The organism is Bradyrhizobium huanghuaihaiense (assembly GCF_025200885.1).
Lineage (GTDB): Bacteria > Pseudomonadota > Alphaproteobacteria > Rhizobiales > Xanthobacteraceae > Bradyrhizobium > Bradyrhizobium huanghuaihaiense.
Genome location: NZ_CP104172.1, coordinates 4,619,031 through 4,632,999, shown reverse-complemented (window position 1 = coordinate 4,632,999; position 13,969 = coordinate 4,619,031). Strand labels below are relative to the sequence as shown.

Below are 13,969 nucleotides of genomic sequence, written 5' to 3'. Positions count from 1 at the left end.
ACGGCCGTTCGCCTCAGCGCAGCGGCAACAGGTCCAACTGGCTCTGCGCCTTCTTCACCGCCGCCGCGAACCAGGCCTGGCTTGGCGCCTCCTTGGCGAAGCATTTTGTGTAGGCGTCCATGGCCTGGTCTTCCTTGGCCATGGCGTCCTGCGGGGTCTTCCTGGACATCATCTGCTTCCAGACTTTCTCACAGGCCGGGATCTCGGCCGTCTTCACGGCGTGGCTTGCAGAGAGGAAAAAGATCTTGTCGCCCTTTATCACGACCACGCCGATTTCGCCCGGCGGGCCCTTCAGATCGCCGTTGCCGCGCACGCCCAGCACGGCGACCGCGGCGCTCGCGCCTGCGGGTTTTGTAACCGGCAGCTCCGCATATTTGGCGAAGGCGGCGTCCTGGATTGCCTGATAGTAGAAGCGGTCCGACCTGATCGCCGCGCCGATCTCCTGCGGCATGCCGTCCTCGCGGTGCTCGCCCAGCCAGTGCTTCAACAGCCCTGTCGTGGTCACCACGGCCTGCATCTTGTCGCCCTCGGAGGCGAAGCCGAGGCCATCGAGATGACCGAAACCTGAATCGCCATTGAACAGGGTATCGACGTTCGACTTGCCGTCAGCCGGGAGGCCCTTGATCGTGACCGGGCCCACCAGGCCGCGCAGGACGCGTGCCAACTCCTCGAGCGCCGCGTCATGCTGCTTGAAGGTCTCGTCGTTCTCCTTGGCCTTGGAGAACTTTGCGATGTAGCGGTCGCGCAGGTCGAGATAATTCTGCTCGGGCGCGCCCGCCCGCGCGGGTATGGCCAGGACGAGCAGGCAGAGCAAGGCGAGCGATCTCATGCGATGTCCGAAAGGCTGGAAGCAATCTCCAGTCTTGGTGCCGGTGCCCCGCGTGAAGGTTCACCGGCAGGCCAGGACCTGCACAGGCCAGGACTTGCACAGGCCAGGACTTGCACAGGCCAGGACTTGCACAGCCAAGTCTTGCACAGCCAAGTCTTGCACAGGCCAAGACTTGCGGCCCGCCGCCCCTCTCCCCCTGCTCCGCAGGCGTCTACGTGGCGCCTATGCGCGCTTCTTGCTTTTCCTGGCGCGGGTCTTGGCTGTCTTCTTGCCCGCCTTCTTCACAGCTGCGGCTGTCTTGCGCGACTTGGCAGGCGATTTGGCAGGCGATTTGGCCGGCGACTTCTTCTTTGCGGAGGTCTTTTTCGCGGGCTTCCTGGCGACCGCGACCTTCCTGCGCGGCGCGGCCTTCTTCGCCGCCCTGGTCCGTCCGGCTTTCCGTGCTCTGGTCCGCCGCGCGCGCGGTGCGGTCGGGGCCGCCGACGTTACCGCTACGTCGGCCTCTGCCTGCTCCGCACGGACGCCCGCGAGCGTCGTCTGGAGGGCCGCGTCCCAGGCCGCGAGGTCGAAATGCTGGGGGTCGTCGTGGTCGCCCACGCCCAGATCCAGCACGCAATGGTAGACCGGGACCATCCATTCGCCGCGCCTGACGCCGGCGATGACATATTGCAGCGCGAGCCTGGCATATTGGGCGGGCGTGAATCCGGGGTCGGGCGACTGGAAGTCCTGGGTGCCGGGGCCCATGCGCGGCTGCACCAGTTCGTGATGCAAGAACAGTCCCCTGAAGCGGGTACTCGGCTTTTCGAACTGGGTCGCGCGCCAAGGCGTGCCGTAGGTCCGGTCCGTCCGTGTCTCGCCGAGGCGCGTGATGTAGATGTGCGTCTTGCCGTCAGGCAGACCCGAAAGCTTGTTGCCGGACCAGGCGGCCGTGTTGATGAAATCCGGGTCGAAGTCTTGTCCGGCCCCCAGTTTGAAGCTGGTGTCGTGGATGACGAAATAACGCGCAAGCGGTGCGTTCGGGTCGTCGGAATTGGCGTGGCAGATGCGATCCGTCACCGAGCCGCCCACGGTGCTTTCGGCAATCCCCTGCGTCTGAAGGAATGATCGCAGCTGCGCCTTGGTCACCCCCAGCGCTGCGGGACTGGCGAGCAGGCCGGACAGCACCGGCGGCAGATCGGCTGGCGCCTCGGCCACGATGCCGTGGGGCTTGACGGTGCGAAGCAGGCACCGGGCCTGATCCAGCGGCGATCCCTCGAATGACAACTGAGCGGAGTTGAAGTGACAAGGCGTGGTCATTGGACGCTCCCGGCGAATGATCACCCGCGCTGCGTGGCAGCGCGTTCACCCTTGCAACCTTACGGAAAGGCGCGGCGCGTCACAACTTTTATTTGAATGCATTGGTGGGCCCGGACAGACTTGCCCGGCGCCCTACTCAGCCGGCGTGAGCTGCCGGTTCAGGCGCAGCGCAGCGGTCTCGCGCACGCGGACACGGGCGCGGCGCTTACGCCACCAGATCACGACCCCGGTGACCGAGAGCGCGGCCACGACGAGGCCCATGATCGAGATCAGGATGCGGCCGGGCAGCCCGACGATCCGCCCCGAATGCAGCGGAAACTGCGCCTGCACGAAGATGTCGGCGGCGGTGCCGACCCAGGGCAGCCGCTCGCCGATCGGACGGCCGTCCTCGCTGTCGTAATAGAGCTGCGCCGGGCCGACACCGCCGGCGCCGTGATCGTCGCCGGGGTGAAAGAAGGCGGCGGCGTAGACGCCATGGGCCGGGCCGTAGCTGAGCGCGCCGACCGGGGTGGTCCAGCCACGCGCCTTGCCGTCGGCGGCCGCGCGGGCGGCGATCTCGGCGAACGTCATCCTGGGCTCGATCGGGTTATCGAGATCGCGATAGGGCCGCTGCTCATAGGGTGTCGGCGTGTAGTTCGACACCATCTTCATCAGCGGCGAGAACACCTCGAAATAGAGGTTCAGCGAGAATGCCGTGAAGGCGATGATGAACAGGACGCCCCAGGTCCACAGGCTGAAGGCGCGGTGGATGTCGAAATTGATCCGGTAGGCGCTGCCGGAGGTCTTGATGGTCCAGGCCGGCGCCCAGCGCGCCCAGAAGCCGCGGTCGAGCTGTCGCGTGACCTCGGGCGCCCGCGCCGCCTTGGCGCGTCGCCGCGACGGCAGCGTCAGATAGAAGCCGACGAAGCAGTCGATGGTCCAGATGATGGCGATGATGCCGAGCACGCGCATGCCCCAGCGGTCGCTGCCCCAGAATTCCGGGATGTGCATCGTGTAGTGCAGCTTGTAGAGGAACGAGACGAAGTTCTCGCGGGTGACGGGCCACACCGCGCCCCAATAGCGGCGTCCGAGCTCGGCGCCGGTGTTGGGATCGAGGAACACCTGGTTGTAGTCGAGCGGATAGCGCTTGCCGGTCGCGGGATCGATCCGCGGCATGATGAAGAACCACAGCGAGTGGCCCTCCTCCGGCGTCATGAAGAGGTAGACGACGCGCGCCCGTGGGTCGCGCTGCTCGATCATCTTGGCGAGCTCGATCGACGGGATGGCCGGGCCCTTGGTCGAGACATCGAAGAGATGGCTGTTCAGGACGTCGTCGATCTCATGGTCCCAGGAGATGATCGCGCCCGTGATGCCGGAGAAGAACAGGAATCCGGCCGTGAGCAATCCCGCCCAGCGATGTAGTTTGCCGAATATTGCTCTCATCTCTTCTCTCATCCAGCAGGTCCGGCTTCCCATTGCCGGACCATCTTCAGTTCGAACTCACCAGCGGTACGTCAGCTTGCCGATCGCTTTACGTCCCTCCGCGTAGAAACAGCCCGACAGGTTGTAGCAGGCGGCGACGTAGCGGGTGTCGGCGAGGTTGGTGACATTCAGCGACAGGCGCCAATTGTCCCTGGTGTAGGCAAGCAGCGCATCCAGCACGGTCGAGGCTCCCACCTTGAACGTGTTGGCGTCATCGCCCCATGTCGCGCCGACGTAACGAATGCCGCCGCCGAACTGCAGGCCCGCCAGCGGCCCGTTCTGGAGCGTGTAGTCGCTCCACAGCGAGGCGCGATTGAGCGGCACGGTGACCGGCGCCTTGCCGACATTCACCGGATCCTGCGTGACCATGGCATCGACATAGGCATAGGCCGCACGCAGGTTCCAGCCGTCGGCGAGCGACATCGTGCCTTCGAGCTCGATGCCGCGCGATTTCACCTGCCCGGTTTGTTCGGCATAGGTCGCTGCAGGCACGTAGGTGACGACATTGTCGCGCGTCAGGTCGAAGGCGGCGAAGGTGAACAGCGCGTTCCAGCCGAGTGGCTGGTACTTGACGCCCACTTCGTATTGGACGCCCGTCTCGGGATCGAGCATCTGTCCGCCAAAACCGGTCGCCAGCACCGGCAGGAACGATTCCGAATAGCTGAAGTAAGGCGCGATGCCGTTGTCGAAATTGTACATTGCCGCGGCGCGGCCGGTGAAGGCTGAAGCATCCTTTGAGACCGACGTGTTGGCGATTCCGTTGTCGACCTGCGTCGTCACGAAATCCTGGCGGCCACCGAGTTGGAACGACAGCCGGCCGAGCTTGATCTGGTCCTGCGCATAGAGGCCGACCTGCGACTGCTTGACGCCGGTCTTGTCGCTCGCCACGGCGTTCACAGCGTAGTCGTAGCTGTACACCGGGTTGAAGACGTTGACCGTGGGCGCCGACGTTGTGACGCCAAAGGCGGTGTCGCGGAACGTGGTGTTGCGATAGTCGACCCCGACCAGCGTGGTGTGGCTCAGGATTCCGGTCGTGAACTTGCCCTGGAGCTGGTTATCCACCGCAAAGGAGTTGATATAGGAGTTGCTGTAGCTGCCATAGCGCGCGAGCTGCCCCGCGGCCTCGTCGGTATAGCCGCCGCCGTAAAACACCTTCTCCTCATTGTGCTGATAGGCGTAGCGCAGGTTCTGCCGAAACGTGATGTTGTCGGTGAAATCGTGCGAGAGCTGGTAGCCGGCGGTCGCGATCTCGGTGTTGAAGGCGTCGAAGCTCGGCACGCCCGCGAAGAACGAGACCGGAATGGTGCGGCCGTTGTTCGGCCACACCGTGCCGGAGGCTGGCAGGAACTGGAGTCCCCACCCTGCCCGGTCCCTCTGATAGTTGGCGAGCACGGTGAGGGTCGTGTCCTCGTTCGGCTTGAAGGTGACGGCGGGCGCGATGAAGACGCGATTGTCCTTGCTGAAGTCGACCTGGGTCTCGCCGTCGCGCACGACGCCGGTCAGGCGCCACAGCACGGTGCCTTCCTTGTTGGCCGGGCCGCCCATGTCGAACTGGCCCTGATAGCGGTTGAAGCTGCCGCCGGAGATCGAGACCTCGCCGAACTGCTGCGCCGTCGGCAGTTTTGTCACGTAGTTGAGCAGGCCGCCGGTGCCGCTGCCGCCATACATCGCGGAAGACGGTCCTTTGAGAACCTCGAGGCGTTCGGCGCCGTAGGGATCGAGCCCGTTGAAATGCACGTAGTTGCTGGAGGGGATTCGCAGGCCGTCGATGTAGAGGCCCGGCATGGTCATGTCGAAGCCGCGGATCTGGAGGCCGCCGAAGCGGGTGTCCGAGCCGCCATTGACGTCGCCGCTGACGCCGGCCGTGTAGCGCAGCGCCTCGCCGATCGAGACCGCGCCCTGGTTTCGGACCTGGTCGGTGGTGACGACGGAGATCGACTGGGGGGTCTCGATCAGCGGCGTGTCGGTCTTGGTGGCGGTGCCGCTGCGCGTGGCGACGAACCCGCGCACAGGTCCGCCGGCGCGTTCGCCCGTCGCGCCATTCGACGCCGACTGGGCTGGTGCGGCCTGCTGCGCGGGAGCACGACGATTGGCGCGGGAGGTGCGCGTCGATGCCGATCGTCGCGAGGCCGCGGTCGCCGCAGGACGTGCGCGATGGGCCGGCGCGTCAACGGTGACCGAGAAAATTTGCGTCTGCGCCTGCACCTGCACGGGACCAAGGGGAAGGAGGAGAGCCGCTGAGCTGACGGCTCCGAAGAAGAGCACCTGAAGCTGTCGATGGCGCGTTTCAAAACGCGCAGGAAGTTGGAAGTCAGTCACGTCTTAGCAGCCCCACGCACTGCCGGCTTCGCCGGTATCGTTTTTGATGCCTCGCCCTAACGCAGGCGATTTCGGAGCGCGATAGGAACCGGGTTAGAACCTCTCCAGACCTGTGCGCGGCACGTGCGGCGAATGCGCTCAGGCGCAGAGAGAGCGGATTTGGAATCCTTCTAGGCGATGTGGTCAATGCGACGAAGCGCGAGCACAAGTGACATCGCAAGCGGGCGCGGAGAACGAATCCTTTACCATGGCCTCGGCGCTCGATTGAGCCTGAGGAACCGTGGGGGTAGAATCTGTTGCGGGATATTTCATTTGCATTGCAGACCGTGCCGCAACGTTCTGTGCCGGCGCATCCGGGGGCGACGTCCATGAGCGAATTGCGCGCTGCGACCAGGCAATCAACCGCGAGGACGGGGCTGGTCGAGTTTGACGGCGCCAGGGGCACCGTCAGCATCCCCTGCACGATCGCGGACGTCTCCGGCACCGGAGCAAGGCTGAAGCTCGACTGGTCGCTGGCGTTTCCGAAAGCGGCCACGCTGATCTTTGCCGATGGCCTGCGAAAGACCTGTCGTGTCGCCTGGCAGAAGCGGCGGCTGCTGGGTGTCGCCTTCGAGGACGGCGTTGCGAGCCTCGACGAGCAGGCTCTGATGATGACCGAGGAAGAGCAGACGTTGCACCGGCGGCATATCGGCGCACAGGTCCGCGGCGCACGCGAGGCGCGTGGCTACACCGAGAGCCAGATGGCGAACCTCATCGGTATCTCGCCCGATGATGTGTCGCGGGCCGAGCGCGGTGAGATCAGCATCCCGCTCCACCAGCTCACGCACATTGCCGATCTGCTGCTGGTCGACCTCGACAGCCTGGTCGCAGGCCCGGCGTCGATCGCTCTGCCTCCCGTCGGCGACACCGAACTGGCGGCGGGCTGACTACCGCCGCTAGTCCTTGTCGCAGCACGAGGCGGCGCCCTTCCCTTCGCCCGCGAGCACGCTGCGGCTGTTGCGCTCCGGCGGGATGTCGAAGGCCGCATTGGCGGCGAAGAAGCCGGTCGGCTTCAGCATGAAGCCGGCATATTCGACCGGCATGATCGGAAAATCCTCGGGCTTGCAGACATGGGTGTGGCCGAAGGAGTGCCACACCACGAGGTCTGTATTCTCGATGTTGCGATTCTGCGCGGCGTAGCGCGGCAGGCCGTCGCCGCCGGCATGGACGTTGGGATAGTCGCCGCTGGCATATTTCTCGTCCCTGTCGAAGGCCGTGACCCAGACGTGTTTGGTGGCGAAGCCGCCGCGCTTGCGCACGTAGCTGCCCTCCTGCGCCAGCATCAGCGGGCTCGGATTGACGACGAGCTTGTAGGCCGGCGCATTGCCGACCGAATTGATCTGGTTGGGATTGCTGATCTTCCAGAACCGGCCGGTCTCGCCATTGGCGACCGCCGCGGCGTCGCGCTCGCGCGACAGCACGCGCGTCGTGGTGTCGAACACGTTGCCGTGGGGATTGTCGTGGCCCCAGGGTCGCGGCACGAAGTCGTGCTCCGTCACCGTGTTGCCGCCGCCATCGAGATCCATGTGCAGGCGCACGTTGAAGAAGTGCTGGTGCGTGGGACCGCCGAGATTGTCGTCGACCATGCCGCCCCATCTGTACGTTTCGCCTGATGGCACGGCCGCGGTCTGGATGATGCCGGTGAGTTTTGTCTCGAGCTGGATCGTGCCGTCCTGGTAGAGGTACCAGTAGAAGCCGTAGTCGTAATTGCCGACGGTGGCGAAGAACGAGATCACGAGGCGGCGCGACCTGCGCACCTCGAACAGGCCATTACGGAATTCGTAGTGTTTCCAGGCAATTCCGTAGTCTTCTTCATGCATGCAGATAGCGTTCTGCATGACGAAGGGCTCGCCCTTGCTGTCGGCGGCGGGCACGTCGAAATAATGGATGTTGCCGAGGCAGTCGCAGCCGAGCTCGAGCGCGTTGGCGAGCATGCCGAGCCCGTATTCGCCGGCATCGAAGGCCGACTTCCAGAAATGGTTCGCGGTCGGATCGGCGTAAGGCACCACCATCTCGGTGACGCTGGCGCGATGGATCAGCGAGCGCTTGCGCGCGCCGTCCTGATAGGCGAGCTGATGCAGCACCAGGCCTTCGCGCGGGGTGAAGCCGACGCGAAAGCTCCATTTCTGCCAGTCGACCTTCCAGCCATCGACGCGAAAGCTCGCACCCTCCGGCTGCTCGATATGCAGCGGCTTGATGTCGGTGCGCGGGTTTTGGACTTCATGCGCGCCGTAATTCCGCTTCTTGCGCGGGATCGGCACGATCGGGTCTTCGTCGGTGAGATCGATCACCTTTCCCCCGATCAGATCGACGACGGCGACCACGCCCTCGATCGGATGGGCATAACCGTTGTCCTGCAGGTGCTCGCGAAAATAGCTGACGGCCCGCACGATGCGGGCGCCGCGCTCGAACTCCTTGTCGAAGAAGCCCGACGAGAACGGATCGACCTGGACCAGCTCGATGTCCTTGTCGCTGAGCCCGCGCCGGACCATCGCCGCGCGCCATCTGGCGTCGGCCTTCACTACGGCCTCACACTTGAAGAACTCTTCCAGCATCACCGGAGGCTGCCCGTAGGGCGCCTCGCGGTTCGGAATGGTTTTTCGCGCGACGATCTCGCCACGACTGAGATCGACGACGTGCTCGATCGCCTCGCCCGTGGCCACGTCCAGCGTCAGCACGAAAGCGCGGCGCCCTGCCCCGCCTGCGGCCAGCTCCTGCTTGGTCGGCTCTTCCAGCCGTACCGTCGGGAAGCGGCAGTTCTCCGGTGAGGTCGCGGCGGCACGCACCAGGATACAGGCTGCGGTGATCTCTTCAGCCGTCAGCGGATCGAGCGGATGCGGCGCAGCAGCCTGCGCTTGCGGTTTGGCTTTGACGGTATCGAGCATGGGCATGTCCAAAAGTCAGGCGAGATGCGCGGTGATGGCGCTGAGGGCGGCAAACCAGCGCTGATCGATCGGCACGTCCATCGCCTTGGGCTGCGTCGCGAGCTTGACGATGACGGTATCGGAGTCGAGATCGACATAGAGGTGCTGGCCGTGAATGCCGATCGCGGTGAGCGCGTTGCGTGACGGATCGATCGTGAACCATTTGCTGCGGTAGCGCGCGCCCGGGAAGAACTCGGCGAGGTCGCCGTCGGCCCAGGCCTTGGGATCGCCGTTCTCGCGGATGTCGTCGATCCACCAGCCGGGCACCACCTGCCGCCCCTCGACCACGCCGCGGCAGCGGATCATCTCGCCGAAGCGGATGAGGTCGCGTGCGGTGACGGAGATGCCGCCGGCGATGCGGCCCATGCCGTGGCTGTCGAGCGTGAGGGAGCCGTCCTCCTCCGCGCCCAAGGGCTGCCAGAGATATTCGGAGAGGATGCGATGGTATGGCATGCCGCAGGCGCGCTCATAGACCCAGCCGAGCACTTCGGTATTGGTCGAGACGTAGTGGAACACCTTGCCGTGCGGCTTGCCGGTGCCGCGCAGCGTAGTGAGATAGGCGCGCTGATGACTGGGATCGACGCCCGGAGGCGGCACATCCCAGCCCGAGGAGAAGCGATAGCGCGCGACGTCGCCCACGGGATCCTCGTAATCCTCCTCGAAATTGATGGCGACGGCCATGTCGAGCAGGTTGCGGACGGTGCAGCCGCCGTAGACGGACGTTTCCAGCTCCGGGACATAGCGCACCACCCTCGCCTCCGGATCGAGCAGCCCGCGCGCGGCCAGAATGCCGCCGAGCGTGCCGGCGATCGACTTGCTGATCGAGCAGATCAGATGCGGCGTGGTCGCGGTCATGCCGTCGCCGTACCATTCGTGGATCAGGGTGCCCCGGTGCATGACGAGCAGCGTATCGGCGAAGGTCTCGCGCAATGTCGCCTCGACCGTGGTGGGCTTGCCGTCCGGCGCGGTGAAGCCGAGCTTTTGCAGTTCGCGCGGGGCGCTTGGCATCGGCGACGGATGCGTGGAGCGGCGGACCTCGGCCGTCGGCAGCACTTCGCGGGTGTGGGTGAAGCCCCAGCGGATCGCAGGAAAGCTGCGCCAGTTGGCGCGGGTCACCAGGGCCTCTGACGCGGGCGGGCTGCCGCGCATGATATCGGTCGGTCGCATCTCGATCCCTCCGCGAAGCAAAATCCCGACTGCGATGTCGGAACGGGAAGCCTGCACCGCGGCGTGGCCAGGCGTTATCGAAATCCCGCAATATTTTGCTGGACAGGGGCGCGGGGCATGCCAGTCTTGACGTAGTTCCTGCCTGGCTGGAAAATTCCGACGTATCGTCATGGCCTTAAGCGCAACTCTTCCGATTCAGGACTCGGCTGCCTGCCTGCTCCAGGCCAGCAGCTCGGATGTCGACGAGCACTGCGCCTCGCTCGGCCGCTGGCACCTGAGCTACGACCAGATCAGCGCCGGCGCCTTCCAGGGCAGTTTTACCCAGCTCTCCCTGCCCCGCGTCGAAGTCTTCCGCGAGATCACGAGCCAGCAAGTTCGCCAGTATGGCCAGCTTGGCGCGGACAGTTTTGGGATCGGTCTGCCCTGGGATGGCGACGGCGAGGTCAATTGCAACGGCGCCAGTGTTGCGGGTGCCCAGGTAATCGCCTGCATCGACGCCGAGGTCGATATGTGCACGCCGAAGGCGTTCGAGCTACGCGGCGTCGTCGCCAGCGCAGCGCTGATCGAGGAGCTGGCGGCCTGTCTCGACATCGCGCTGCCGCGCAGCGTCTGGCATCAGTTGCGGGTGATCGAGATGGCGGAGGCGCCGGTTGCGCGGCTGCGCGCGCTTCTCGCCGCCATTCACGAGACCATCACGACGGCACCCGCGCAATTCGACGATCCCGCGGCACGGCAGGTGCTGGAGGATGCCCTCCTCGTCGAGATCATGGACATGTTGCCGACGGCGCGGCCGACCGATCCCGGCCGCAGCGCCGCTGCACGCAGACGCACCGTCGATCGCGCCCGCGCACTGATGCATGGCAGCGCCGACCGCTCCCTCTCATTGCTCGAGGTCTGCAAGGCGGTCGGCGCCAGTCCGCGCAAGCTCGGCTATTGCTTTCAGGAGGTCTTGGGCACGAGTCCGATGCACTATTGGCGCGCGATGCGGCTGAACCGGGTGCGGCGCGATCTGAAACGCGCCGGCGGCGCCGCCGAGACGTCCATCTACGACATCGCCGTGCAGCACGGCTTCTGGCACTTCAGCCAGTTCTCGCTGGATTACAAGCGCCACTTCTCCGAAAAGCCCTCGGAGACGCTGCGGCGCGCCAGGCTCGCGGCCTGACGCGCGTTTCCCAAGCGATTGCGGCCATCCTTCGAGACGCCCTCAGGATGAGGTCACGTTTCGCGGCGAGATATCAGAACCTCATGGTGAGGAGCCCGCCAAAGCGGTCCGGACGATGCTCCGCATCGCCGGGAGAACCATGCAGGCCGATCCCTTACCACGTCGGCAGATACGTGCCCTTGAAACGCGTCTCCAGAAACGCCTTCACGGGCTCGGAGTGATAGGCCTCGATCAGCTGCTTCACCCAGGGCTTGTCCTTGTCCTCCTCGCGCACGGCGAGAATGTTGACCCAGGGACCATCGGGGTTTTCGCGGGCGATCGCGTCGGTCGCCGGATTGAGGCCGGCCTGCACCGCATAATTGTTGTTGATCGAGACGACGTCGACGTCCTGCAGCGCGCGCGGAAGCTGGGCGGCATCAAGCTCGACGAAGCGCAGCTTCTTCGGGTTGTCGGTGATGTCGGCGATGGTCGAAGAGACGTTGTTCGGGTCCTTCAGCCTGATCACGCCATGCAGCGCCAGGATCATCAGGCCGCGCGCGCCGTTGGAGGGATCGTTGGCGATCGCTACGCGCGCTTCTTCCGGCAGATCGGCAAGCTTCTTGTATTTCTGCGAGTAGACGCCCTGCGGCGAGCCGATCGTGTTGGCGACCTTGACGATCTTCCAGCCGGTCTTGGAGATCTGGTTCTTCAGGTAGGGCTCGTGCTGGAACGAGTTGGCTTCGAGGTCCTTCAGCGCCAGCGCCTGGTTCGGGATCACGTAATCGGTGAACTCGACAACCTTGATGTCGAGGCCGCGCTCGGCGCCGACCTTCTTCACGACGTCGAGGATTTCGGCATGGGGACCGGCGGTGACGCCGACCCGGATGGTTTCGGCCTGAGCCGAGGTCGCAAGCAAGGCTGCAGCCGCAAGGGTTGCGAGAAAACGCATTGATGTCTCCAGTTTCGAAAAAGTTGGGTTCAGCGATGCCGCAGCCGGCGGTTGACCCGGCGCGCCAGATAGTCGCCCGCGCTTTGGACCAGCTGCACCAGCGCGATCAGCACGACGACGACGGCCAGCATCATCTCCGGCATGAAGCGCTGGTAGCCGTAGCGGATGCCGAGATCGCCAAGGCCGCCGCCGCCGACCGCGCCGACCATGGCGGAATAGCCGAGCAGGCTGACCACCGCGAGCGTCAGCGCCAGCAAGAGGCCCGGCAGCGCCTCGGGGATCAGCACCTTGAGCACGATCTGGATCGGAGATGCCCCGAACGAGGACGCGGTCTCGATCAGCCCGCCATCGACCTCGCGGATCGCGGCCTCGACCAAGCGCGCGATGAACGGCGCCGAGGCGATGGTCAGCGGCACGATCGCCGCGGTCGAGCCGATCGAGGTGCCGGCAATGAGCCGCGTGAACGGGATGATGGCGACGACCAGGATGATGAAGGGCGTCGACCGCGTCGCATTGACGACGGCGCCGAGCAGACGATTGACGATGGGCGCCGCGAACAGCTCGCCCTTCCGGCTGGTCGCCAGGAAGACGCCGAGCGGCAGGCCGAAGGCGGTGCCGAGCAGCGCCGCGATGCCGACCATGTACAGGCTCTCGCCCGTGGCCTGGATGATCAGGTTGATGAGTTCAGGCGACATAGCCAAGATGCTCCGCCGAGAATTGATACTGAGAGAGCCAGGCGAGAACCCGCGCCTGCACGTCCTCGCTGCCGGGGACACCGAGAACGAGCGAGCCGACATGCTGGCCGCCGATCTCGTCGATGCGGGCCGACAGCAGCGCCACGTCGAGGCCGAGCTCGCGCGCGAGCCGCGCCACCACCGTGTCACCGGCCCCTGCTCCGCGCACCTGCACGCGGATCACGGCCTGTCCGCCCGCGGGCGGCTCCGCCACGATCCGGCTCGCCAGTGAGACCGGCAGGCTGTCGCCGACCACTTCGGCCAGGAAGGACTGCGTGATCGGATGTTTGGGATGGGTGAAGATGTCGGCGACATGGCCGCTCTCGACGACGTGTCCGGCATCGAGCACGACCACCTCCTTGGCGAGCTGGCGCACCACGGACATTTCGTGGGTGATCAGCACGATGGTCACCCCCAGCTCGCGGTTGATGTTGGCGAGCAGGTCGAGGATCGCGCGCGTGGTCTGCGGATCGAGTGCCGACGTCGCCTCGTCCGACAGCAGCACGCTCGGCCGCGTGGCGAGGGCTCGCGCGATGCCGACGCGCTGCTTCTGGCCGCCGGAGAGCTCGGACGGATAACGGTCATGCTTGTCGGCGATTCCGACGAGCGCGAGCAGCTCGGCTACACGCACGCGGATGTCGGCCTTGGCCCAGCCGGCGATCTCGAGCGGCAGCGCGATATTGTCGGCAGCCGTGCGCGAGGACAGCAGGTTGAAGTGCTGGAAGATCATGCCGATCGAGCGCTGCGCCAGCCGCAGTTCGCGACCCGCGAGCGCCGAGATATCGCGGCCGTCCACGATCACGCGGCCCGTGGTCGGCTTCTCCAGGCCGTTGATGAGCCGCACCAGGCTCGACTTGCCGGCGCCGGATCGGCCGATCACACCGGTGATGGAACCGCGCGGAATGGCGAAGTCGATGTTTTGCAGCGCGTTGACGCCGGGCTTGCCGCGATAGGCTGGATAGGTCTTCGAGATGCCTTCGAAACGGACCATCGCGTCCGGCTCGGTCGCAGCGGGTGAAATCGCTTCAAGCGTTTCGATCGGGTTTCCGATCGCGAGCGATTGGTGGGCGTTCATGGAGGCGGCCTTCATGCACAATAGTTCGCTGTCCC

11 protein-coding genes are annotated in these 13,969 nt (G+C 65.4%); 2 read left to right on the top strand and 9 right to left on the bottom strand.

Annotated elements, in window-relative coordinates; genetic code table 11:
* Nucleotides 1-13 precede the first annotated feature (13 nt).
* The 4 genes from N2603_RS22115 to N2603_RS22100 form a co-directional block, all read right to left on the bottom strand.
* Nucleotides 14-829 carry a hypothetical protein gene (locus N2603_RS22115; protein ID WP_260424013.1) on the bottom strand — a complete coding sequence of 272 codons (816 nt, stop codon included), beginning with the start codon at nucleotides 827-829 and terminating at the stop codon, nucleotides 14-16.
* Between the two features lie 222 nt (nucleotides 830-1,051).
* Entirely contained in the window at nucleotides 1,052-2,125 is a 1,074-nt protein-coding gene (locus N2603_RS22110) for a hypothetical protein (protein ID WP_260424012.1), read from the bottom strand.
* 132 nt (nucleotides 2,126-2,257) lie between these two features.
* Nucleotides 2,258-3,547, bottom strand: coding sequence for a siderophore utilization protein FsrB (fsrB, locus tag N2603_RS22105; protein WP_260424011.1), 1,290 nt, complete (start codon nucleotides 3,545-3,547; stop codon nucleotides 2,258-2,260).
* Nucleotides 3,548-3,604: 57 nt separating this feature from the next.
* Nucleotides 3,605-5,596 (bottom strand): TonB-dependent siderophore receptor, encoded by a 1,992-nt coding sequence (locus tag N2603_RS22100; RefSeq protein WP_260424232.1) that lies wholly within the window; start codon nucleotides 5,594-5,596, stop codon nucleotides 3,605-3,607.
* Nucleotides 5,597-6,273: 677 nt separating this feature from the next.
* Between N2603_RS22100 and N2603_RS22095 the strand changes: the two genes are divergently transcribed.
* Nucleotides 6,274-6,831 carry a helix-turn-helix domain-containing protein gene (locus tag N2603_RS22095; protein ID WP_260424010.1) on the top strand — a complete coding sequence of 186 codons (558 nt, stop codon included), beginning with the start codon at nucleotides 6,274-6,276 and terminating at the stop codon, nucleotides 6,829-6,831.
* A 9-nt stretch (nucleotides 6,832-6,840) separates the two neighbouring features.
* On the opposite strand, the gene N2603_RS22090 is transcribed toward N2603_RS22095, so the two are convergent.
* Nucleotides 6,841-8,829, bottom strand: coding sequence for a primary-amine oxidase (locus N2603_RS22090; protein WP_260424009.1), 1,989 nt, complete (start codon nucleotides 8,827-8,829; stop codon nucleotides 6,841-6,843).
* Between the two features lie 15 nt (nucleotides 8,830-8,844).
* Nucleotides 8,845-10,035, bottom strand: a complete 1,191-nt coding sequence (locus N2603_RS22085; RefSeq protein WP_260424008.1) for a serine hydrolase domain-containing protein — start codon at nucleotides 10,033-10,035, stop codon at nucleotides 8,845-8,847.
* Nucleotides 10,036-10,204: 169 nt separating this feature from the next.
* On the opposite strand from N2603_RS22085, the gene N2603_RS22080 reads away from it, so the two are divergent.
* Nucleotides 10,205-11,197, top strand: coding sequence for a helix-turn-helix domain-containing protein (locus tag N2603_RS22080; RefSeq protein ID WP_260424007.1), 993 nt, complete (start codon nucleotides 10,205-10,207; stop codon nucleotides 11,195-11,197).
* 154 nt (nucleotides 11,198-11,351) lie between these two features.
* Here N2603_RS22080 and N2603_RS22075 read toward each other — a convergent pair whose 3' ends face one another.
* Genes N2603_RS22075 through N2603_RS22065 form a run of 3 tightly spaced genes read right to left on the bottom strand, consistent with a single transcriptional unit; the run spans nucleotide 11,352 to nucleotide 13,934 of the window.
* The gene (locus N2603_RS22075; protein ID WP_260424006.1) at nucleotides 11,352-12,125 is read right to left on the bottom strand and encodes a MetQ/NlpA family ABC transporter substrate-binding protein; all 774 of its coding nucleotides are present in this window, start codon (nucleotides 12,123-12,125) and stop codon (nucleotides 11,352-11,354) included.
* A gap of 29 nt (nucleotides 12,126-12,154) precedes the next feature.
* Entirely contained in the window at nucleotides 12,155-12,820 is a 666-nt protein-coding gene (locus N2603_RS22070; RefSeq protein ID WP_260424005.1) for a methionine ABC transporter permease, read from the bottom strand.
* Nucleotides 12,810-13,934: a methionine ABC transporter ATP-binding protein gene (locus N2603_RS22065; RefSeq protein ID WP_482151230.1), complete on the bottom strand. Its 1,125-nt coding sequence runs from the start codon at nucleotides 13,932-13,934 to the stop codon at nucleotides 12,810-12,812. Before N2603_RS22065 ends, N2603_RS22070 begins: the two co-directional genes overlap by 11 nt.
* Between the last annotated feature and the right edge of the window lie 35 nt (nucleotides 13,935-13,969).

Excerpts from the sequence above, each read along its gene's own strand:
- N2603_RS22115 (WP_260424013.1), bottom strand. The coding sequence starts at position 829 with ATGAGATCGCTCGCCTTGCTCTGCCTGCTCGTCCTGGCCATACCCGCG.
- N2603_RS22110 (WP_260424012.1), bottom strand. The coding sequence starts at position 2,125 with ATGACCACGCCTTGTCACTTCAACTCCGCTCAGTTGTCATTCGAGGGA.
- fsrB (WP_260424011.1), bottom strand. The coding sequence starts at position 3,547 with ATGAGAGCAATATTCGGCAAACTACATCGCTGGGCGGGATTGCTCACG.
- N2603_RS22095 (WP_260424010.1), top strand. The coding sequence starts at position 6,274 with ATGAGCGAATTGCGCGCTGCGACCAGGCAATCAACCGCGAGGACGGGG.
- N2603_RS22090 (WP_260424009.1), bottom strand. The coding sequence starts at position 8,829 with ATGCTCGATACCGTCAAAGCCAAACCGCAAGCGCAGGCTGCTGCGCCG.
- N2603_RS22085 (WP_260424008.1), bottom strand. The coding sequence starts at position 10,035 with ATGCGACCGACCGATATCATGCGCGGCAGCCCGCCCGCGTCAGAGGCC.
- N2603_RS22080 (WP_260424007.1), top strand. The coding sequence starts at position 10,205 with ATGGCCTTAAGCGCAACTCTTCCGATTCAGGACTCGGCTGCCTGCCTG.
- N2603_RS22075 (WP_260424006.1), bottom strand. The coding sequence starts at position 12,125 with ATGCGTTTTCTCGCAACCCTTGCGGCTGCAGCCTTGCTTGCGACCTCG.
- N2603_RS22070 (WP_260424005.1), bottom strand. The coding sequence starts at position 12,820 with ATGTCGCCTGAACTCATCAACCTGATCATCCAGGCCACGGGCGAGAGC.
- N2603_RS22065 (WP_482151230.1), bottom strand. The coding sequence starts at position 13,934 with ATGAACGCCCACCAATCGCTCGCGATCGGAAACCCGATCGAAACGCTT.